Source organism: Pseudomonas sp. GW822-FHT05A08 (assembly GCF_058800485.1).
In genome coordinates this window covers 3590082-3611975 of sequence record NZ_CM179511.1, presented here as the reverse complement: position 1 = coordinate 3611975, position 21894 = coordinate 3590082, and the positions used below count along the sequence as shown (strand labels likewise).

Genomic DNA, 21894 nt, shown 5'->3' with positions numbered 1-21894 from the left:
AGATGTTCGCCGCGTACGTCTGGGCTTTGAAGAACTTCGGACAAGGACGTTCGTTGGCGCTTGGCAACTTGCCCCGAGCTTTTACTGCTGGCAAATCCACAGTTGCTCTGGGTCAAGTCTCAATCGCCAGGGTGAATTAGTCTTCAGTCAACGCCGGCACCTATTGTAAAGTCAGGCTATTAGCCCGCTCGGAAGATTGCCCCATCGGTCTCGCGCTAGCCGCTGATCTGTTACTCATTCGCTTACTCCTCTGCGGTGTCATATGACTCGTTCGATACGGCGTATCCTGGGCCGACTAAACAAACGTGGCCACTCACTCGCAATTATCTTCTGCTTGCTAATGAGTGTTCTCATTGGCGGGGCACTTTGGTTATCCGATAATAACGAGTACCTGCGTGACCTCAGTGAAGTCGCTCTTGTCGTTCAGGCCACTGTGCTCGGTGTGCTTTATTTCTCGACACGCCTTCGCGATTATCATTTCGAACGTCACCTCGAAGAACTGAGGATGCGCAAGGAGAAGGTCAAGGCCCTGAATGCCCGCTTGCGTAACTTGATCAATGCCGCGACCCAGGTGGCTGTTGTTACCACAGACTCTCGCGGGCGCACGCTCTTGTTCAGCGCCGGAGCCGAAAAGCTGTTCGGTTTCAGTCGTGAAGAAATGTTGGGACGTGAACCTGCGCATATCCTGCATGTGCAGGAAGAATTCATCGGCGGCGACCGCACTCCGGATAACCCGGCTCATCAGCAAACCACCGACAAGAAGCTGAGCAACCAGCTGCCTGGCGGGGAGGGTTGTATGACCACAGAACGGACCTATCGCCGCAAGGATGGCAGTCACTTCATAGGTGAGTTGCGATGCGCGAAGATCATCGATGCAAACTCTGGGCAGGTTGAGCACATCAACGTCATTATCGATGTCAGCGAACGCATTGCCTTGCTGAATAAAATCAATGAAGCCAAGGCTTTCCTGAAGCTCCTCACTCAGCGTATTCCAAACGTGCTCTATCAGTACCATCTAAGAGAAGAGGGTGAGAGTTATTTTTCTTACTGCAGTCCGAGCCTGGAACACGTCTTCGAGCTCAAGCCAGAAGAGGTCGTCGGTATCAGGTTCAAGCAAAATCCTTTGTTTCACAGGGTTCACGAAGAAGACCTCGCACTTATCTATGCGGCAACCAGGGAGTCGGTCGAAACGGGTAAACCCTGGGCATGTGATTTCCGCGTACATCTGCCGGAGAAAGGTACTCGTTGGCTGCGCGGCGAGTCTTATGCGGAAAAACAAGCCGATGAGACACTTGTCTGGTATGGCTCGTTTATCGATATCACTGAACTGAAAGACCGCGAGGCCGCGTTACGCGTCCAGGCCATCACGGACGAGCTGACGGGTATTTACAATCGACGCTACTTTATGGACAGCCTTGAACACCATATCGATCTGGCAAAACGCTACGGTTCATTTTTTTCCCTGATCATGTTGGATCTCGATCACTTCAAGTCGATCAACGACCGCTGGGGGCATGAGGGGGGCGATAGGGTACTCAAGGAGACCTGTCGCCTGATTGGCCAACGTTTACGCAGCATTGATGTGTTCTGCCGCATTGGTGGCGAGGAGCTGGCGATTCTCTGCCCATCCACTCAGGCTGAGCAAGCCGCAAGTCTGGCCGAATCCTTGTGCCAATCGCTGGCCAATCATGTCATCCCCCCGGTAGGTCAGGTGACAGCGAGTTTCGGGGTTGCCTGTTGGCAAAGAGAGTTGGACGTGCAGGCGCTTTTACGCCGGGCCGATGAGGCGACCTACAGCGCCAAGCAAGAAGGGCGTAATCGTGTCCGTATGGCAGTTCAGTAGACGTTTTGCTCTCGATCTACCGCTCGATCAGACCGAATTGAATCCTTGGTTTAGTGGTCTCGACGGGCTCATTCCTGCCATTTGGCGGCCACGGGCATCGAGATCGGAAAGCTTGGCGTCGTCGTGCTGTTGACCAGGAATACCCGGCCGAAGCCTTCCGGCGCCAGTTCCCTCCAGATAGAAGCAGCCTCCGATGAGTGACGACTGCCACACCTTCGCATGGATTTCCTCCGCCTCAGTAGGTGAAGGCAATGGGCGGTGCGTTGCCATTGAGCAGGTAGTCGCCGATAGCCTTGTACTTGTAGGCCAGGGCGTCGTGGGTGGTGTGGGTGCGGGCGTTACGCCAGTGGCGATCGAAGTTGTACCGCGACTGAGTGGTGGCGGCGCCGCCGACCTCGTAGAGGCGCTCGCAAACGTGCAAGGCGGCGCGGGTTGAGGCGATCTTGGCTTCGGCCACTGCAATTGACGACCGCGCCAGGATCGCCTCCAGCCCGGCACCTTCGGCCAGGCCCTGCAACTGGCTACGGGCGGCCAGGTCGACGGCGCCGGCGGCTTTCTCCACCAGGGCTTCGGCGCCATGGATACGGGCCGCCAGATCACCCAGGGTATGCAGGATGTAAGGATCGTTGCGCGCCTGGTTGACCCCGCTTTCACGCACCGGGCGCGAGCCGGTACGGGCCCACAGAACGGCGTCGTCGAGAGCCGCGAGGCCGATGCCGATATCGATGGCGCAGTGAATCAGTTGCGCGCTGGCACCAATGTAGTTGCGTCGCTGGTACCACTGGGCCAAAGGGATCACTTGCTCCGGGCGCACCGGGACGTTCTCCAGCAGGGTACTGCCGCTGGCGGTGACCCGCTGGCCCATGCCGTCCCAGTCATCGAGCATGACGATGCCCGGAGTATCGGCCGGCAGCATCACGTAGACCGCATTGCCATCCTCGTCCACGGCCTGGATTTTCAGCAGGTCGGCGAACAGGCAACCGGTGCTGTAGAACTTGCTGCCGTTGAGCACCAGGCCTTCGCCTCGGCGCTCCAGGCGGGTATGGATTTCGCCGCGAAAGGTGCCGCTGCGCTCGGCAATCGCTCCCGAGGACAGCCGGCGTTCGGCAAAGGCCCCAAGGTACAGGCGCTGTTGTTCGGGGCTGGCGATCAGACGCAAGTGTTCGACGGTGGCGAAATGCGGGAACAGCGCCTGGGCAACGCTGGGGTCGGCCTTGCCCAGGGCGATGAAGATCTGCGCCACCTGTAGTTGGCTGACGTCGCCGCCCCCCAACTCGGAGGGAACCCGGGCGGCACCCAGGCCCGAGTGGCGGATCAGGTCGAGCTGGGCATGGGGCAGGATCCTGCCGGCGTCGCGCTCGGCGGCGCCGGGTTGGATCTGGGTGGCCAGGTGTTGGGCCAGGGCGAGGTAGTCGGTCATGGGAATGTCCATCGAGAAAGTCAGGAAGCGTCGCGCAGGACGTGGCGTGGCACGCCGAACAACAGGATCAGGGTGCCGCTGGCCACCAGGGCCGCGACGATGTAGAGCGCCAAGCTGATATCGCCGGTGCTGGTCTTGATCGCGCCGATCATGATCGGCGTCAGCAGGCTGCTGATCTGCCCGCAGCAGTTGACCAGCGCCAGGCCGGCGGCCTTGGCGTGGTCCGACAGGTAGTAGGTGGGAATGGTCCAGAAGATCGCCGTGGCCACCAGATACCCGCTGGTCATCAGGGTCAGTACGGCAATCGCCGAGTAGGGGCTGAACAGGAAACCGGGCAGGACCAGCATCGCCAGGGCTGCGCCCAGGCCACCCAAAGCGAAGTGCCAACGACGCTCCTGATGCAGGTCCGAATGCCGGCACGCCCATAGCATCAGGCTGACACCGACCACATAGGGCAGGGCCGAGAGCATCCCCAGTTGCCCAAGGTTGCTGACCCCCGAGTCGCGAATGATCGACGGTGCCCAGATGTTGGTGACATTACCGGTGCACATGATCGTCAGGCAGTAGGCCAGGGTGATGAACCAGACCTTGCGATCCTTCAGCGCTTCGACAAAGCGTTGATGACCGCCGGGTTTACGGTGTTGCCGTTCATGGGCCAGAGCCCGCTCGATGGCTTGCTTTTCAGCGCTGCTCAGCCATCTGGCGGTGGCGGGTTTGTCGTCCAGCCAATACCAGGCGAACAACCCGGCGAGCACCGGTGGAATGCCGGTGACCACGAACAGCCATTGCCAGCCGGTAAAGCCACCGAGGCCGGCGAAGTGCCCCATGATCCAGGTCGACAGCGGGCCGCCGATGATCCCGCAGACGGCGATTGCCATGATGAACCGCGAGGTGATCCGCGCCCGGTGGGTGGCGGGAAACCAGTAGGTCAGGTACAGGATCACGCCGGGAAAGAATCCGGCCTCGGCCGCACCCAGCAAGATCCGCAGCACATAGAACTGTGCCGGAGTCTGGGCGAAGGCGGTGGCGATGGTCACCAGGCCCCAGAGGATCATGATCCGGGTCATGGTTTTTTTTGCGCCGATCTTCTCCAGCAGCAGGTTGCTGGGAATCTCGAACAGCAGGTAGCCGATGGAGAAGACCCCGACGATGATGCCGAAGGCGGCGTCGCTGATGTTCAGGTCAGTCTTGAACTGCAAATGGGCAAAACCGATGTTGACCCGGTCCAGCCAGTTGAGGACAAAACACAGGAACAGGAACGGCATGATGCGCCACGCCAGCTTGCGATACAGGCGTTGGTCGAACGCTAGCGCCGCGCTGTCGGTGTTCTGATGAGTGTGGGCGGTCAAGGTGCTGGGAGTGTTCATCGGCCCTTACCAGCTCACATCAACTTTGGCGAAGTAGTAGGCACCTTCCAGGCCATAGGGCGAGTACCAGCTGTAGGTCGGATTATCGGTGGGGAAGAAGTAGAAACGCTTGGCCTCGGCGTTGAGTTGCTGGGGACGGCGGTCGAAGATATTTTCCCCGCCGATGGTCAGTTTCACCGCGTCGCTCAGGTAGTAGCCCAGGCTCAGGTCGGTGATGAATGCCGGGCGTATTTCCTCGTCGCGGCTGGCGGAAATCTGGTTGCGCCCGGTGACTTTGGAGTAGCGGGTTTGCTTGAGCGTGAGGTCGAAGTCACCCAGTTGCCAGGCGGCGGTCAGCGAGGTGACGTTCTTCGGATAGGCGCTGGTCAGGTTGCCCTGGCGGTCGCGGCCGACCGCGCTGATCCCGGTGCCGGCCAGTGCCGCGGGCTCCTTGATCTTCTCGATGGTCTGCAGGCTCTGGTTGCTGAGCAGGGTCCACTTGGTCTTGCCATAACGGCCCAGGTCATAGCGGTAGTCGGCCACCAGGTCGATGCCGCGGGTGCGGGTGTCGGCCAGGTTGCCGAAGTAGGAGACGATCTGGTTCGGGTTGAGACCCTGGCTGGCCAGCAGGTTGGAAACAGCCGTGCCTTGCAGGTTGCTGGTTTGCAGGATGCGATCCTTGATATCGATCTGATACAGATCGACGGTGATATCCAGGTTCTCGGTCGGCGTGGCGACAAACCCCAGGCTGTAGTTCATCGAGCGTTCCGGCTTCAGCTCTTTGGCGCCCAGGGCCTGGCCAGCCGCATCATCGACTGTCACATAGCGGGTAGTGGCCTGTTCCAGTTGGCCGGTGATCGGGCTGTTGCGCCAGGCGGTGAGGGACGAGGAGTAGTACTGCTGTTGCAGCGACGGCGCGCGGAAACCGTTGCTGATGGTGCCGCGCACGGCGAACTGTGGGGTGAAGGCATAACGGGTCGAAAGCTTGCCGCTACCGGTATCGCCGAAGTCGCTGTAGTGCTCGAAGCGCCCGGCCAGGCTCATGTCCCAGCGTTCGGTGAGGCTCTGGCTGAAGTCGATATAGCCGGCGGTGTTGGTCCGCGAATAGTTGTGCGCGTCCTGCGGAGTGAAGCCGACCAGGCCTGGCGCGCCCGGGTTGGGACGCTGACCGGCCAATGGGTGGCCGACCGGGAACACATAACCGCCATCGGCATAGGAGGCGTATTCGCCGGCCTCGATCTCGAAACCATCGCGACGAAACTCCAGTCCGGTGGAGACGTTCAGCGGCTTGGCGAACAGCCCGGTGTCAAAGGCGCGGGTCAGGTCCAGGTTGTTGGTCCACTGGCTGGCGATCAGGTGTCCGCCATCCATGTCACGAGGGCTGTCGGGTCCCAGGGACGGGTTCAGCGAACGCTCGTTACGGGTGTTGGCGTCGTTGTAGCCATAGCTGCTGCTCAGGTCCCATTTCCAGCCCAGCCACTCTTCGTTGCGTACCCCGATCACCGTCTGAAAATCGTCCTCTTCGACCACGAAGCGTGGCGAGAAACCATCCGGATACACCGAGACGATGTTCTGCGGTGAGTTCGCGGTGCGGTAGGTGCCCCAACTGGTGGAGTTGCGGTGGCTGAGGGTGGAAAACGAGTACAGGGTGAAGGCTTCGTTGAGCGGCAACTCAGCGTTGTAGCCAAAGTTATAGGTCTGCGAGCGGGGTTGACCCAGTTGCTGGCGATAGCGGCTCTCGCTGGTTTCCCGCGGGTCGGGCTGGCCGTTCTGGCGAAAGTAGATGCTGGTGCGGTCCGGAACCGCGCCTGCGACGTTGGAGCTTTCCTGAACCCCGATATCGGCGCTGAGGCTGAAGAAACCATCATTGGGCAATTCAAAGCCCTGATTGATCTGGCCCTGGCCACGGGCGCCGAAATTGCCCTTGCCGCCGACCCGCTCCTTGAATTGCCCGTACAGCGCGCTGGCACTGCCACCGGAGCGGTTGTTCTTGAGGATGATATTGATCACCCCGGCAATGGCGTCCGAGCCGTATTGCGCCGCGGCGCCATCGCGCAGCACTTCGACGTGATCCACGGCGCTGATGGGGATCAGGTCGAGGTCGGCGGGCGACTGGCCGCTGGAGGTGGTGGCGGTCTGTACGAAGATCAGCGAGGTGGTGTGCCGACGCTTGCCATTGACCAGCACCAGCACATGGTTGCCACCCAGCCCGCGCAGCGTGGCGGACTTGACCGACAAGCCGGTACCGCCGGTAAAGCCCGCAGCGTTGGTATAGGACGGCACGCTGGCCGCCAAGGCGTCGCGCAGATTCTGCTTGCCCGAGCGAGCCAGGTCGTCGGCGCTGATGACGTCGATGGGCGCCAGGCTCTTGGCCAAGGTCCGGCCACTGTCCCGGGCGCCGGTGACGACCACGGTCTGCAGGGCGGTTTCGTTGGCGGCCGATGGCCGTGATCCGTCCTCTTCGGCCAGCGCCACCTGGCTGGCGCAGAGCCCGAGGAGGCTGGCGCTCAGCAGGCTGAGCCTGGGGTACAAGCATGTGTAAGGGCGAGACATGGTGAGGCTCCGATGAAGAGGTGCCGCTTTCCATTCCTGGTGGTGGGTGTTCCTGACAGTACTGGCGAGGCTGAAAGTGTTGGCTTTTCTGGTTATAGAAGTGCGTTACCGGCCGAGCATGACGTCCTGGCGAGCCTGGTCGACCAGCTCCATGTGGCGCTTCAGACGGTTTTTTCTCTCCGCCAGCAGCAGAGTCTTGGTCCACTCGACGGCCTTGCCGGAATGAGCCGCCAGGCGCGCGGCCAGCTCCAGGGAGCTGTCGTAGGCGTCGGCCACGACCCGATTGACCAGGCCCATGCTCAGCGCCTGGTCGGCATCGAAATGCCGGGCGCTGAGCATGATGTCCAGGGCGGCGGCTTCGCCGATCAGGCTTGGCAGGGTAATGGCGCTGAAGCCGGACAACATGCCGTGCTGGACTTCCGGAAAATTGAACCGGGTGTCATGCCGGGCAATACGGAAATCGCAATGAATGGCCAGGCTGATGCCCAAACCCAGGGTGTAGCCGTGCAAGGCGGCAACCACCGGTTTGCTCAGGTCATGGCCAACGCCGGGCAGGGCGCGGGCGAGCAGTTCGCTACTGACCGTCTCGCCGGTGGTTTCTATTTCCTTGAGATCGGAACCTGCACAGAACGCCCGCTCGCCAGCACCACGCAGAACGATTGCACGGACGGCGCGATCGTCCTGCGCCCGCTGCCAGACCTCCGCCAACTCGCGCTTGGCCTGGCTGTCCAGGGCATTCAGGCGCTCCGGACGATTGAGGGTGACCACCAGAATCCCTTCACCAAGGTGTTGATACTCGACTGTCATGGTTTCGATTTCATTGAGTGTGAAAGAAAGACGCTTTGCCCCTTGAGGTCCGCGTCAAAGTGGGGAAAACTTAATTGATGTGCACAATGCAAACAACTTGTTTGTTATATGAACATATTCTTATTAGGTCACAAACGGTTATAAAAAATGAAAGCGATAGTTCTAAAAGCCTTTGGCGGGCCGGAGCAGTTGCAAGTCCAAGAGGTGCCCACACCCCAGGTGGGCCCAGGCGAGGTCCTGGTCAAGGTGCAGGCGGCCGGGGTCTGTCACCACGATCTATTGCACCGCGCCGGCCGCCTGCCAGGGGCGCATACCGACGTGGTGTTGGGCCATGAGGCGGCAGGTGACGTGGTCGAGGTCGGGGCGGGGGTATCGCAACTGGCCGTGGGCGCCCGCGTGGTGATCTACCAGCGGCGTTTTTGCGGACAGTGCCGGGATTGCCTGCGTGGACGCCAGGATCTGTGTCGGGCCCTGGGCCTGCCGTCGGTGGACACCGAAGGAGCCTATGCGCAATACCTGCGAGTGCCGGCGATTTCGGCCATCGAACTGCCCGACGGCTTGGGCTACACCCAGGCCGCGCTGGCTTCATGCCCGATTGCGACCAGCGTCCGGGCCCTGTACGGCGAGGCCGCACTCAAGCCTGGCGAAACCGTGTTGATCAACGGCGCCAGCGGCGGCCTGGGAGGGCACCAGATCCAGCTGGCTCGGGCGCTGGGTGCACGGGTGATCGCGGTCACCAGCAGCCCGGAAAAACATGACTTCCTGCAGGCTCTGGGCGCCCATGAGGTGATAGTGACGAGCGAGGGATACAGCGCCCAAATCTGGAAACTCACCGGTAAAAGGGGAGTGGACGTGGCCATGGATAACCTCGGGCATACCCTGGAGGACACCCTGCGCAGCATGACCCTGGGCGGGCGAGTCGTGGTGTTGGGCAATGTCCATCCCGGCAGTGTCCCGATCGCACCGGGCCTGCTGATCGGGCGGCGGCTCAAGGTCCAGGGCTCGGGTAGCGCAACACTTGAAGAGTTGCGCATGGCCCTGGCGCTGATCCACAGCGGCCAGGTCAAGCCGTTGATCGATCGCGTGCTGCCTTTTCATGAAGTGGCCCGGGCTCACGAGTTGCTGGAGTCGCGACAGGCCAGCGGACGTATCGTCCTGAGCGGGTGGTAGCCATGGACATCAGTACATTGCTTGCCCAGGCTGCCTGCAAATGGCCGAACGAACCGGCGCTGCGCGAACCGTCCAGCGCCCGGACCCTGACCTTCCTGGAACTCGATCAGGCCCTCGATGCTGTCGGCCAGGCCCTGGACCGGCTGCAGGTCGCGCCCGGGGCGCGAGTGGCGCTGTTGGCCGACGCCAGTCTCGACTACCTGCTCGCCGATTATGGCTGCATGGCCAACGGTCGGGTACGGGTGCCTCTCGACCCAGCACTGGCCGCGGACGAGCTGCTGGCCCAACTGCGCGACGCTGGCGCTGTCTTGTTGCTGTTTTCACCAGCCTACGCGGCACTGGTCGAAGACCTGCGTCTGGCGGGCATCGAGTGTCGGCCCTTGAGTTCCGTGAGCGAAGCCGTGCCGTCGGCAGTCCGGCCGCGACCGGCGCAGTCGCCTCAGGCGCTGGCCTCGTTGAACTACACCGGCGGCACCACCGGCGTGCCCAAGGCGGTCATGCACCGGCATGCGAGCCTGTGTGCGGTCTTGCAGAACATTGTCATGGCCCGCGGCGCTTCAACTGGCGATGTGCTGCTCAATGTCCGTCCGTTGTGGCCGATTGCCGCGGTAGCGGTGTTGGCGCATCTGCTCAGTGGCGGGCAGGTGGTGCTGGGCGGGCGCTTCGATGGCAAGGGCTTTGTTGCGCAATTGCGCGAGTATCAGGTCGCGTTCAGCTCCCTGGTGCCTACTCAGCTTGTGCGATTGCTGCGCGAGACGGACGCTTCCCCCGTGGACTTGCCATTCTTCAAGAGCCTCGACGTTGGGGCCGCCGCGCTGGCAAGCGAAGCGCTGGAGGGTGCGTACCGCCTGTTTGGTGAGCGCATCAGTGTCCTTTACGGGATGACCGAAGCCCCCTGGAGCTGCTACCTCTCGGCCGCGCAGATGGCCACGGCGCGACGTGCCGGAGAGAGCGCCGAAGGGCTGGTGGGACGTCCGGTGTTTGCCGCGGCGGTGCGCATCGACCAGGCCGATGTCAACGGCGTCGGTGAAATCCTGCTCGGCGGTCCGCAGTTGATGAGTGGCTACTGGCAGCTCGAAGAGCTCAGTGCTCGGGCGCTCGATAACGGCTGGTTGCGCAGCGGCGATCTGGGGCGGATTCGCGCCGATGGGCAATTGCTGGTCCTGGGACGCTGCAAGGACATCATTCGCAGCGGTGGAAAGTCGGTACAGCCCGGCGAGGTCGAACAGAGTCTGCTGGGCCATCCCGGGGTGGTCGACGTCCATGTGTTCGGGCTGCCGGACGTCGAGTGGGGCGAGCAGGTGTGTGCGGCGGTGGTGCTGGACGGCTCGCGCAAGCTGTCGGCGGCGCAACTGATGGAACACTGTCGAGCGCAGTTGTCGCGGTACAAGGTACCGCGACGGATCTATTTCATCGATCAGCTGCCGCGATCGCACTACGGCAAGGTGCAGAAGAACCGTTTGCTTGCGGCACTCGCTCCGGATCTGTCGTCCTAAAGGTTGCCCAGTTGCGCCGCGATACCTTCGCAGGCCCGGCGCACATGGCTGGCCAGGGGAGAACCCGGGTGGGTCTCGTCTTCCATCTCCAGGCCGGCCACAACCACCGCGCCCATGGCGATCGCGTTCTCGGGCCGGATGGGGAAGGCGACTGACGACAGGCCAGGCTTGAACTCGCCATGACCGAAGGCAAAGTCGTCCTCGCGGCGGATCTGCTCCAGGGTTGGGAGCGCCTTGGCATAGCGCTCTTCACCCAGAATGGCCAGGGCCGTCGATTCGCTGTAGGTGGCCAGTACCGCGCGCCCGCTCGGGCTGCCGTCGATGGGGAACTGGTCGGCCAGGTCGACGATCACGTTGAGCGGGGTGGTTGGGGTCCACATCCGTTCGATCAGCACCACCTGATCGCCCACGGGAACCGACAGCGAGACGATCGCCTGGCGCTCGCCTATGACGCGCTGCAATTCGATGGCATAGGGCAGGGCAATCTTCCTGAGGTTCAAGCGATTCAGATAGGCCGCCGAATAGATCAGGCACTCGGGGCCGATGCGGTAGGTGCCTCCTTGCGCCTCGATCAGGCTCCAGTAGGTCAGGGTTTTGAGCAGACGGTGGATGGTGGTGCGGTCGATGCCGGTCAGTCGCGCCAGGTCCAGTGCGCTGGCACCGTGCTTGAGACCGGAAAGGGTGCGAAGCAACACAATCGAACGGTCGATGACCTGAACGCGCCCGCCAGCAGCGTTTTCCTTGCCGTTGTTGCGTGCCGGTTGAGTCGAAGAAATATCCATTGTGGCAGTGGCTTCCGAAAAGCATTTTGATCGGCTGGCACGGAATGCTGGCTCGGCCGGTGGCCAAGGTTAGCCGTGATCCGCCGCAGGGTGAAGAGCAGAACGAAGTGAGCCTAAGCTAATGTAAAAACGATATTTATTACAGATTTTTAAGATCGTTTAGTTTCAGCGGAAACGGATAGCCGTCGGCGTCTTTCGGCAGACGCCTCAGCTTGTGCACGTCATCGAGCGATAAGGAATGCCATCGTTCAACTCACATGGGAGTGAATCATGTCGTACTCGCTGGACATCACCGCCTTGCCATCCCTGGATCTGTCATTGCTCGCTGGCCGCCCGCAGCAGCGTCGGAAATTTCTGGATGAGTTACGCCATGCCGCTCGGGATGTAATGAAGCATGAAGTGCCTTCCTGAATTAGGCCTGGCTTGCTGCCGGCTCGCGAATGGACGAAGAAGCGTTTGAGGTGAGGGTGGTCAGCTCCTGGCGACTGTGCTCGGGGTTGACCAGGCGCAGAGCCAGCAGGCCGCCGACCAACAGGGCGATGCCGAACAGGCCGATGCTAAGTTCGAAGCCTTTGACCAGATCGCCACCTTTCCAGCCGATGGCCTGCCCGACCATGTGCGGGGCGAGCATGCCGGCGCTGGTCAGCAGGCCGATGTGGATGGCCAGCATGCTGCCGCGCTGCCTGGGCGGGGCAATGTAGGCGATGATGGAGTTGGCAAAGGCTGGCACAAGGTTCACCACGACCCCGCCCACCAGGTACAGGGCCATGGTGCTATACAGGCCCTGCTCGACGAAGCCCATCAGGCTCAGCGCTACGCCGCCGATCAGGCAGGCCACTGCTGGTGGCACGGCCATCGCCATGCGTACGCTGGCCCCATGCTTGAGAGCACGCTGCGACAGGCTGGACACTGCCAGATTGAGAAAGATCACGCCGACCGTGGCAGCCATCACCACATAGCCGGATTGCATCGGGGTCATCTGCAGGCCTTTCTGCAGATAGGTCGGCACCCAGCTGTAGATCAGTGCGGTGGGTAGGTAGGTGCAGAATCCGGCCAGTGTGATGAACACGAAAGTGCGGTTGAGCAGCAGGTGGCGATAGGGGGCAACACCGCGCCCCCCAGTGATCGTATCGTCATGCTGGCCCTCGCGGCCAATCAGCAGCCAGATGACCAGCCAGACCAGGCCGATACCAGCAAGGATCAGGTAACCAACCCGCCAGCCCATATGCTCGATCAGTAGTGGTAGCGACAGTGCTCCGGCGATGGCTCCGACCATGATCGCCACTTGAGTCCAGGCGGCGGGCTGGACTCGCTCGCGCGGGGCGTACCACTTGAAGCAGGCGTGCTGGGTCACCGCCGTACCTGGGCCACAACCGGCACCGAGCAGCATGCGGCTGGCGACCAGGGCATAGAAGCTGGTGCTGATGGCGGTGAGCAATTGGGCGGCCATCCAGACTACTGACATGCCGGAGAGAATCCAGCGACTCGGCAGGCGGTTGGCAAGAAAGCCGACCAGCACGCCAGAGACCGAGTAGAGAAAAAAGAACGCACTGCCGATAAAGCCGAACTGCTCCGGCGATAACCGCAGTTCGTCGATGATCTGTGGGCCGGCGAAGGCGAAGATGGTCTTGTCCAGTACGCTGATGACCATCACCGCCATGAGCATCAGGACGATCAGGCCGCGACGGTGGTCGGAAGGGGGCTGCATTGGCTCAGGCCTCGCTCAGGTAGGTTTCGACCAGGCGTGCCCAGAGACTGGCACCGAAGGGGATCGCCTGGTCGTTAAAGTCATAACCGGGATTGTGCACCATACAACCGCTCGGGCCGCTGTTGCCATTGCCCAGAACGATGTAGCAACCAGGGCGTACCTCGAGCATGGCGGCGAAGTCCTCACTGCCCAGGTAGCCGCTGGGTACTGTGGTCAGCACCGACTGCTCGCCGACTAGCTCGCGCGCCACGTTCTGCAGCAGGGTGGTCTCTTTGACAGTATTAAGCAGTACGCCTATGCGCTCGTCGTAATGCAGGTCCAGGGTCAGGCCGTGGCCCTGCGCCACACCCTGGCTGATTTCGGTAATGCGTTTGCGCAGCAGTTTGCGAATATCCGGATTGGTCGAGCGCACGCTGATCTTCAACGTGGCGACGTCCGGGATCACGTTGTGTGCCTCGCCAGACTGCAGCGAACCGACGGTGACCACGCCCACTTCGCCGGCTGGCACATTACGCGCAACAATCGACTGCAGAGCCAACACCAGTTCAGCAGAGGCCACTACCGGGTCCTTGGCCTTGTGCGGCATTGCACCGTGCCCCCCAACACCAATGAGGCGGATGGTCGCCACATCGGATGAGGCGCTCATGGCTCCGGCCTGGGTAAGGAATATGCCCACCGGCAGGCCTGGCATATTGTGCAGGGCGTAGACGGCGTCACAGGGGAAACGTTGAAACAAACCCTCCTCGATCATCCGTTTGGCCCCGCCGAGGGTTTCTTCGGCTGGCTGGAAAATCAGGTTAAGGGTGCCGTCGAACTGCTGTGTCTCGGCCAGGTAGCGGGCCGCGCAGAGCAGGATGGCGGTATGACCGTCGTGGCCACAGGCGTGCATCTTGCCGGCCTGCTGGCTGCAATAAGGCACGCCACTTTCTTCGTGAATCGGCAGGGCATCCATGTCGGCGCGAATGCCGATGCTCTTGCTGCTGTTGCCACATTTCAGCACGCCCACCACGCCTGTACCGCCAATGCGAGTGTGCACGCTGTAACCCCATTGGCGCAGGTACGTGGCCACCAACTGGCTGGTGCGCTGCTCTTCAAAGCCCAATTCAGGATGCTGGTGGATACGCTGGCGAATCTGGGCGAACTCACTTTGCGAGGCGAGGATCTGCGGGATCAACGCGGGTTGAATCGGATTCATAGGACAACCTTGGAGGTGACGGCGATAGGTACGGAGCAGCATGCCGCAGGCACCGAGCGCTGAATAATCACCTCTGCGCATGCGTATCGGTTTTGGTTATGCAGGCACCGGGCGGCCCAGTGCCGCCCGGGATGCAATGAGGGGCGTTTGCGGGAGGCGTGATCACGCCATGGCGGGGTCAGTCGCTGAACAGTCCACTGCACTTGGCTGCATGCGGGTTCGTGTAGGCGTACACCAGCTCATCGGCCAGCGTCTTGGCTTCGCGCGTCATCAGTTCCTGATCCCGGCAGACCAGGGAGATATTCATCAAGGGGACGGGTTCGACAATCTGCAGAATTTCCAGGTTGTTGAACAGTCGCTGGGTCAGCTCCAGCACGCGGACCGACCAGTAGCTGATGGCATCGCTGCTGGCTGCCAGTTCTGCGTACAGCACCACCGAGGCGCATTCGATGATGTTGTCTGGCCTGGCGATGCCGTGTTCGCTGAGCATCTGTCCGATCTTCGATTGCTCGAGTGACTCCTGCAGCAGCCAATCCTGCCCTTTCAATTCATTCAATGAGCGGGCATGACGCATGGGGTGATCTTTGCGTACGGCCAGTACGGTGGCTTGTTCGTACAGCGCAGTCCAGTGGAAACCATCGGAGCTGCGGGCTTCCGGCAGCGACGTCAGTACCAGATCAAGTTGTCCCTCGCGCAGTCCTTCCATCAACTTGGAGGGACGCAGTTCATGGATCTGCACCTGGACCTTGGGGAAGCGCTTGCGGTAACGGTTGAGGCTGCTCACGAACTGCTGGCTGGGAGTGACCGGTGATACGCCAATAGCGAGCTTGCCATCCATCACCCCCTTGAGCGTGTCGATCTCTTCACGGGCGCGGCGTACTTCCTGGAGTACCAGGCGGGCGCGTTTAACCAGGCGTTCGCCATAATCGGTGACCGTAATGCCGCGGTTGGAGCGTACCAGCAGGGGAACGCCAAGCTCCGCCTCAAGCTCCTTGATGCCCTTGGACAGCGCGGGTTGAGAAATATGCAGCAGGCGCGAAGCTTCTTGGATACTGCCGCTTTCACAGATGGCGACGATGGCGCGCAGTTGGTGCAACTTCATGGGAAAAGCCTCGCCTATTCAAGGTAATAGACGGAATTTAAAGCAAAAAACGCACGTCGGGGCGGCGAGATGATACAGGTGCGGATTCCGAATATTTGCCAAGTGTTGCACCGGCGGGAGAAAGCGGCGGCCAGGAGGCCGCCGTAGGGTGGGGCGCGCAAAATGGTGTATTCAACGAATGCCAGCGGCGCGCAGGGCATTGGGGGTGAATTGCTTGCGGCTGTACTGCACATCGAACTGGTAGGCGTTCGGCTGCTCGTTGTACAGCGCGCTGACCGCGTAGCGTCCGGACAGTACGTCGTAATGTGTTTCGGCGCTGAACTGCGGCACCTGCTGGTCGTAGAAGAAAATGCCGTGGCCTTCAGAGACGCGCCACAGCTGTCCACGGCCGTCATAGGCATCGGCTTCGGCGGTTTGCCAGCTGTCCTCATCGATGAACAGATCCCGACGCGAATAAATGTGGCGCTGACCTTCCTTGAGGGTGCCTCTAACATGCCAGACCCTGTGCAGTTCATAGCGGGCATGCTCGGGGTTGAGGTGGCCCGGCTGGATGATGTCGCTGTACTTCAGCTTGGGCGAGCCCATCTTGTAGCTGTTGTAGGGAATGTACATCTCCTTCTTGCCCACCAGTTGCCAGTCGAAGCGATCCGGCGAGCCGTTGAACATGTCGAAATCATCCATGGTACGCATGCCTTCGGCCCCCGGGCTGTCATAGGCAATCTGCGGCGCGCGGCGTACACGGCGTTGACCGGCGTTGTACTGCCAGGCCATGCGCGGTTCCTCGACCTGGTTGATGGTCTCATGCACCAGCAGCACACCACCGGCCAGACGAGCCGGGGAGAGGAACTCTTCGCGGTAGAAGTAGAGGACGTTGGCCATCTCCTGTGGGGCATAGTCGACCAGACCGACCGGATAGGCCAGTTGCTGCTCGATCTGGCTCGGGGTAAAGGTGCCATTGGTCTGCGGCGACGCCTGCACCACCATGCGCTGGAAGGCCAGCCCACGGTAGCGACCGATATGGTTCCAGATCACTTCCAGGCCATTCTGCGCCACGGCAAAAGGCAGCCCGCCGCTGCGGAAGTTCTGCAAACCGTTGCCACCTTCCGCCAGTTGAGTCTTGGCGGCATTGATGCGGCTGGTGTCGAGATAATCCTGGGGCAGGCTGACTGAGCGCCGGGTTGGATAGACCGGGATACGGTAGGTCTGTGGGTAGCGCTTGAACAGGGCGAGCTGGCCGGGGGTCAGCTTGTCCTGATACTGCGCGACATTGGCGGCAGTGATGGTGAACTGGGGCTGGTCTGCCACAAAGGGGTCGCTGAGGAAACCATTGGCGTCACGCTGGCCGGCGTTCCGGCCGATGCCGCCGGTCCATGCCGGGATGCTGCCGTTGGCATTGCCGGCCTGTTCTGCACCGATTGGCGTAAGGTCCTTGCCCAGTCGAGCGATCTGCTCTACCGGTACGGCAGCCAGCGCCTGGTGAGTCAGCAGCAAACCCAAGCACAGGCCGCCTGCACGCAAGTGTTGTGTCAGGTATGGGGAGAACGTCATGTGTATAACCCTCAGAAGTTCATGCCGACGCTGAAGGCGAGGAAATCGCGGTCAGTGTTGGTGTTGAAGTCACCACCGAAGTAGTCGGTATAACTCAGGCTGGCGGTGTATTTGGACAGGTAGTCGGCATCCAGGCCGACGCTTACCGACTTGTTGCCTTCGGTGAAGGTCGGGCCAAAGCCCTCGACGTCGTGAGCGAACGCCAGGTTGGGCTTGAGGTTGATGCCGGCGATGGCGTCGTTGAAATCAAGCGCGGCGCGCAGGCGGTAACCCCATGAGTTCTGGGTGAAGAAACCCTTGTCGGTGCACTGGTCGGGGTTGGCGGTATTGAGCACGGCCGTACACAGGCGGTTGCCACGTACACTGCCGACTCCTGGAAGGGTGGCAACGGCAGAGGAGGGCAGCGACCCCATGCCGAATACGCTGCTGCGGCCGAAACGCAGGTCGGAGCCGTCGGTCGAGCCGAGGTTGCCGATATGGCTGTAGCCGACTTCGCCGATTAGCGTCAGGCGGTCGCCCCCCAGCACCTGATCGAATGTGTGCACGGCACTGATCTGGGCCTGGGTGAAGGGCATGCGCTTGTAACCCTGTACCAGGCTGCGATAGCGGTTGTCGGCCCAGTCGGTGTCGAAGATTGCCAGGCCGTTCATCCCGCCCAGGGTGTAGAGCCGACCAACACTCGCTGTCGTGGAAACATCTATGCCGTTGAGTGCCAGTGGCATGTTCGGCCGGTGGCTGATCTCGCCGGACAGCGCGGTGCCGTCGGGCGTGGTGGTGGCGAAGCTGATGCCGTAAAGACGGATATCTTCCGGATAGTCCAGGTAATAACTGGCGGTCGACGCACCCGGCGCGCCGAGAATCGCACCGGGGCTGGTGGCATTGCTGGCTGTCCACATGCTTTCCGGTGTGCGGCTGTGATAATTCAGGGCATAGAAACCGAACTCGGTATCGTTCAGCTCCGGCACCAGCCAGCGCAGCGCCACGCCGAACTGGCCACTGTCACGAGCGTCCCGATCGGCGCCACGCGGTACCCAGCCATAGGTGGCATCATCGCGCTTGAAGTCGCTGCCGTTGGTTGTCATCCCATAGTTGCAGCCCTTGGGGGCGGTATCACCGCCGAAGAAGGTGCCGCAGTTATCCAGAACTGTTTTTTCCCATTCCAGCTGGTAGAAGGCCTCCACCGACAGGTTTTCAGTCAGACCCTGGGTGACATACAGCATGTTCACCGGAATCAGCCCTTCCTTGATTTCCGAGCCAGGACGGCGCAGTGCGGCAACGTCGGCAGGGTTGATGGCGTTGATGCTGTTGCCGATAAAGGTGCTCTCACCCCAGCTCACCACCTGCTTGCCAGCACGCACGCTGCCGGGCAGGTCGCCCAGCAGGTAGTTGTGGTAGACGAACGCATCCAGCAACTCGACGCCCGAGGCCTGGGCGGCACTGTCGCGACCACTGTCATCGATATCATAGAGCGGGCGATGCTCATCCTTCAGTTCAAAGTCGTACCAGTACTTGCCACGCAGGAATACGCCGGTTTCGCCGTAGCTCAGTTGCAGGTCATGCAGGCCTTTGAAGATCTTCGAGAAGGTCTCGCCCCGCTTGAAGTTGAGGCGGCCGTCGTCGCTGGTGCTGCTGGACGCCTTACCACCGTTGGCTTTACCGACGAACTTGGCGTCGGCTTTATCCATGGCCCAACTGGTACCGAAGGTTAGCGATGAGTCGAGCCGACCCTCGATTTCCCCGATGTTGAAATTGACAGCCTCTGCAGGTAGCGCTGCAAAGGTTGTAGCCAGTGCCAGGGCATGGGGGAGCATAGCCCCTGCGCCTTTTGTTGTTATGTTCATACTGCTCTCCGCCTGGGCGTGCTGTGCTAGGAAGGCCGCGGGCAGTCGCCACACGGCGCATCGCTGGGTAACTGTTGAGAACATTGCGTTGGCATCCTAGGGGACGGCTGAAATTCTGCCTTCTGAAAAAAACTTATGCCTATAGCCAAAGGTGAGGTCGGACATTCTTGATTTAGTCGACCTAAATTCAATACGTTGTTTTTGTCTATTTGGACTACCCAAGCCGTTGAGATGGCAAGGGTCTCTGGAATTCGTACACCACGATGGTGTGGAGCTGATGCTTACCTTCCGTGGAATACGCACTCAAGCAAATCAGGATGTTCAGAATGGAGCATATTTAATGGAAGGTTTAAGAGAGCTCATGCAGAAGCTCACGACCCGTCTTGATAAGCATGATGGTGAGGTCGTCGCCACACTTCAACGTGTCGCGAAGGGCGAGCTGAAGATGGTCGAGACGATTAGTCCTGAGGAGAAGGAATACGCTCGGGCGCTTTTCGGCTGGATTGCAGAAGTTGGCCCGCAAAAAGTCTGGGCGAAGATTCAGCCGGTACTGGCCGATCCTGCCACGTTAAAGGGAGGTATCGCGCTCGATGAAATACTGCCGGATCCGCATCCTGGATATTCAGTATTTCCCACTCCTCATCAACGCAAAGAACTTAAAGACTACCTTAAGGATAAACGCAACCAGGCCAGGCTTGCGGTTCTCCTGATGAGCTACATTTTCTATAAGCAGTTCCACTACCCGCAGCCAGAGACGGGTATGTATGAAATTTCGGGTAATCCATTCCAGAAGGTCAAGTGGCTCTACCGCTATTGGTTCAATCAGCTTGAGGTCGCCGAGAAAGAGTCGGGGCTGGAAGAGTTCTTCGCGTCGCAGGTTTTAAATTTCTTCAAACTGAACGACTCATCGATAGACCCTGGATTCGCGTACCCGCCTGTTCGCACTTTCTCTGTTTCATGTGCAGGCGATTTGCTCGCGGTCGATTGCCTGACGCCGGAAAACACACCGCACCTGTTCGACGACATCATTGACTTCTACAGCACCGCTGACATCGTTAGTGCCAATCTTGAGTCAACCGTTAATAAGAAAAGGCCCGTGGGGCGCGATCAGGATCCAGGTAAACCGGCCCGAATGAATACGTCCGAGGCGATGTTCCAGAAGTTCCGCGACGAAGCGAAAATCAATTTCTTCAGCACCGCAACGAACCATGCGATGGACTGGGGAGAAGAGGGCGTGCTCGCCACCCTTGAGGTTCTTAAAAAATCGGGCGCCTACTATTCCGGCACCGCCGCGAGCCAGGCCGAGCAGGATGATGTGGTCGTTGTCGAGAAGAACGGCATCAAGGTCGGCTTGCTGGCTTACACCTTTGATCTCAATGGTCACGAGGTACCCCCAGACAAGCCTTACCTCGCCAATGAGGTGCGATTCAATGATGCCCACCCAGCACCCGATTACTCACTGATCGAGAAGCAGGTAGCAGCAGCGAAAGCGAAGGGGGCGGATTGGATCATTGCCTACTGCCACTGGGGATGGGAGTTCGAGATGTATCCCCACGTCAGTATTGTTGAAGCCGCGCATAAAGTTATTGCCTGCGGTGTTGACACTATCTTCGGTAACCACCCACATGTCAGTCAGCCTGCGCAGCTTGTACCACGTCCGGGCAAACAGGATGCATTGGTTGTCTATGCTTTCGGTGATTTTGTCAGTTACCATCCAGAAAGCCGCAATTCAAAACTTGCTTACATTATAAAGTTCAACATTGGGAAAGCCCTCGGATCTACTCGCCTGTTCAACCTACGGACACTGCCTATCTATATTGTTAATGAAAGACTGGATGGCGATCGCTTCAACTGCCGAATCGTCAAGTTCTCCGATGTCCTGGAGAATCCGGATAGTTACGGCCTGACTGAACTGGAGAAGAGTCAGCTGCCACATTTACATGACAAGGTGTGGAAGGATATCCTGTCTCCGATTTCAAACATCCAGGAATGATTTGAACTGTAGGGCGTGCGGGCGCGTGTCATTCCGATAGGTGCGAACTTCCCCTATGCAAAACCACTATCTGGTCGCAATGCTGTTCACCTAAACGGTACAGCCTTGCGATTCGATGGGTCGCGGGTTTTGGATATCTTTACCGTCCTCGGCCTTGATGGTCGAGAACGGTCATCTAAGAATAGATTGGTCAGGCTAGCCTCAGCTCTATAGCTCAGGAGGCCTGATGTTGTTGGGTAATAGAGCAGGCAGGGCACTTGCGGCAGATGATTTCTCAGCGGCCGAAGCGCTTTTCGCAATTGGTGCAACTGAATGGCGCCGGGGTGTGCAGATACATCATTTAACTTATGGGCGATATTTACTGTTCATGAGTGATCGAAACCTCCAATCATTGCTAGGGTTTTTGGCGGGAGTAGGGAGCCTCATGTTCACAGATGTATGTTCATGAATGGCCGATCTAGGAAGTTGTCGACGCAAGACTGGTTAAAGCCAGGGGCAGAACAACCAAGGAATTCCGTGTTGATGCGCTAAAGGTTACTGCCCGTGCAGTAGTTGCGGGAAGCTTGACCATTCTTGACGCCAAAGCACCCACCAGAGGTGCCAAAATCAAAAAGCCAATGTACACAGGGATAACCGGAGCAAGCAGATTGATGTCGCGCACCACCGAAGATATCTGAGATCCAACCACCACAATCAGAACCGCAGCCATTGCTGGAACGGGTAGCCATGCCCACGCTGCGTTCCACCCCGCGACAATGTTCGACCGTCTAACAAACCTGCCTGGATAAAGGAGCCCACGAATGGGAAGTATGCGCACCGCGTCGGTAGTAGCCAGGATCGGCGGAGCGAGGGTGTGATGAGCTTTCACGGCCTCGACCCGTTGGGCTGCGGTCAGCTGCCCAGAGCGGTACTGGTTGAATAAGCCATAACAGATAGCCGTGCAAGCCATCGGTGTCCAGCCACGCAGGGGGCTCAACCTCACCCACATGCGCATAGTAGCTGGACCAGGGCCACGCAGCGGGTTCACCCACCATGCCTGCGCGCACCAGGCTCAGCTCCACGTAGCGGCACACCTCCAGCAGGGAAGCAT

General features: G+C 60.1%; 14 protein-coding genes and 2 pseudogenes. 5 read left to right on the top strand and 11 right to left on the bottom strand.

Going from position 1 to position 21894, the window contains the following annotated elements:
• The first annotated feature begins 340 nt into the window (after nt 1–340).
• Entirely contained in the window at nt 341–1843 is a 1503-nt protein-coding gene (locus AC3RCP_RS16200; protein WP_492570397.1) for a sensor domain-containing diguanylate cyclase, read from the top strand.
• 235 nt (nt 1844–2078) lie between these two features.
• Here the strand turns inward: AC3RCP_RS16200 and AC3RCP_RS16195 are convergent, their stop codons facing one another.
• The 4 genes from AC3RCP_RS16195 to AC3RCP_RS16180 all read right to left on the bottom strand — a co-directional run bounded on the left by AC3RCP_RS16195 (nt 2079) and on the right by AC3RCP_RS16180 (nt 7969).
• Nucleotides 2079–3263 carry an acyl-CoA dehydrogenase family protein gene (locus AC3RCP_RS16195; protein ID WP_053261221.1) on the bottom strand — a complete coding sequence of 395 codons (1185 nt, stop codon included), beginning with the start codon at nt 3261–3263 and terminating at the stop codon, nt 2079–2081.
• 20 nt (nt 3264–3283) lie between these two features.
• Nucleotides 3284–4630 (bottom strand): MFS transporter, encoded by a 1347-nt coding sequence (locus AC3RCP_RS16190; RefSeq protein ID WP_053261220.1) that lies wholly within the window; start codon nt 4628–4630, stop codon nt 3284–3286.
• A 6-nt stretch (nt 4631–4636) separates the two neighbouring features.
• On the bottom strand, nt 4637–7162 hold the full coding sequence (locus tag AC3RCP_RS16185; protein ID WP_053261219.1) for a TonB-dependent receptor plug domain-containing protein: 2526 nt from the start codon (nt 7160–7162) through the stop codon (nt 4637–4639).
• A gap of 105 nt (nt 7163–7267) precedes the next feature.
• Nucleotides 7268–7969: an enoyl-CoA hydratase/isomerase family protein gene (locus AC3RCP_RS16180; protein ID WP_053261218.1), complete on the bottom strand. Its 702-nt coding sequence runs from the start codon at nt 7967–7969 to the stop codon at nt 7268–7270.
• Between the two features lie 147 nt (nt 7970–8116).
• On the opposite strand from AC3RCP_RS16180, the gene AC3RCP_RS16175 reads away from it, so the two are divergent.
• Nucleotides 8117–9139 carry an alcohol dehydrogenase catalytic domain-containing protein gene (locus tag AC3RCP_RS16175; protein WP_053261217.1) on the top strand — a complete coding sequence of 341 codons (1023 nt, stop codon included), beginning with the start codon at nt 8117–8119 and terminating at the stop codon, nt 9137–9139.
• A 2-nt stretch (nt 9140–9141) separates the two neighbouring features.
• The gene (locus AC3RCP_RS16170; RefSeq protein ID WP_053261216.1) at nt 9142–10635 is read left to right on the top strand and encodes a class I adenylate-forming enzyme family protein; all 1494 of its coding nucleotides are present in this window, start codon (nt 9142–9144) and stop codon (nt 10633–10635) included.
• Here AC3RCP_RS16170 and AC3RCP_RS16165 read toward each other — a convergent pair.
• Nucleotides 10632–11417 (bottom strand): IclR family transcriptional regulator, encoded by a 786-nt coding sequence (locus AC3RCP_RS16165; RefSeq protein ID WP_053261215.1) that lies wholly within the window; start codon nt 11415–11417, stop codon nt 10632–10634. The genes AC3RCP_RS16170 and AC3RCP_RS16165 overlap by 4 nt on opposite strands.
• Nucleotides 11418–11687: 270 nt before the next feature.
• Between AC3RCP_RS16165 and AC3RCP_RS16160 the strand changes: the two are divergent.
• Nucleotides 11688–11804 (top strand): annotated as a pseudogene (locus AC3RCP_RS16160) (isopenicillin N synthase family oxygenase); the annotation flags it as partial.
• A gap of 25 nt (nt 11805–11829) precedes the next feature.
• Here the strand turns inward: AC3RCP_RS16160 and AC3RCP_RS16155 are convergent.
• The 5 genes from AC3RCP_RS16155 to AC3RCP_RS16135 all read right to left on the bottom strand — a co-directional run bounded on the left by AC3RCP_RS16155 (nt 11830) and on the right by AC3RCP_RS16135 (nt 18811).
• Complete coding sequence (locus AC3RCP_RS16155; protein WP_053261214.1) at nt 11830–13125, bottom strand: MFS transporter; 1296 nt, start codon at nt 13123–13125, stop codon at nt 11830–11832.
• A gap of 4 nt (nt 13126–13129) precedes the next feature.
• The gene (locus tag AC3RCP_RS16150) at nt 13130–14320 is read right to left on the bottom strand and encodes a M20 aminoacylase family protein (protein ID WP_053261213.1); all 1191 of its coding nucleotides are present in this window, start codon (nt 14318–14320) and stop codon (nt 13130–13132) included.
• A gap of 178 nt (nt 14321–14498) precedes the next feature.
• Nucleotides 14499–15422 (bottom strand): LysR family transcriptional regulator, encoded by a 924-nt coding sequence (locus tag AC3RCP_RS16145; protein WP_053261212.1) that lies wholly within the window; start codon nt 15420–15422, stop codon nt 14499–14501.
• A 171-nt stretch (nt 15423–15593) separates the two neighbouring features.
• Nucleotides 15594–16970, bottom strand: a complete 1377-nt coding sequence (locus AC3RCP_RS16140; protein ID WP_492570396.1) for a DUF1329 domain-containing protein — start codon at nt 16968–16970, stop codon at nt 15594–15596.
• Between the two features lie 11 nt (nt 16971–16981).
• The gene (locus tag AC3RCP_RS16135) at nt 16982–18811 is read right to left on the bottom strand and encodes a DUF1302 domain-containing protein (RefSeq protein ID WP_492570395.1); all 1830 of its coding nucleotides are present in this window, start codon (nt 18809–18811) and stop codon (nt 16982–16984) included.
• A 361-nt stretch (nt 18812–19172) separates the two neighbouring features.
• Between AC3RCP_RS16135 and AC3RCP_RS16130 the strand changes: the two genes are divergently transcribed.
• The gene (locus tag AC3RCP_RS16130) at nt 19173–20804 is read left to right on the top strand and encodes a CapA family protein (protein ID WP_238437351.1); all 1632 of its coding nucleotides are present in this window, start codon (nt 19173–19175) and stop codon (nt 20802–20804) included.
• Between the two features lie 484 nt (nt 20805–21288).
• Here AC3RCP_RS16130 and AC3RCP_RS16125 read toward each other — a convergent pair.
• Nucleotides 21289–21573: pseudogene (locus tag AC3RCP_RS16125) on the bottom strand (arsenic resistance protein); the annotation flags it as partial.
• Nucleotides 21574–21894: the final 321 nt, after the last annotated feature.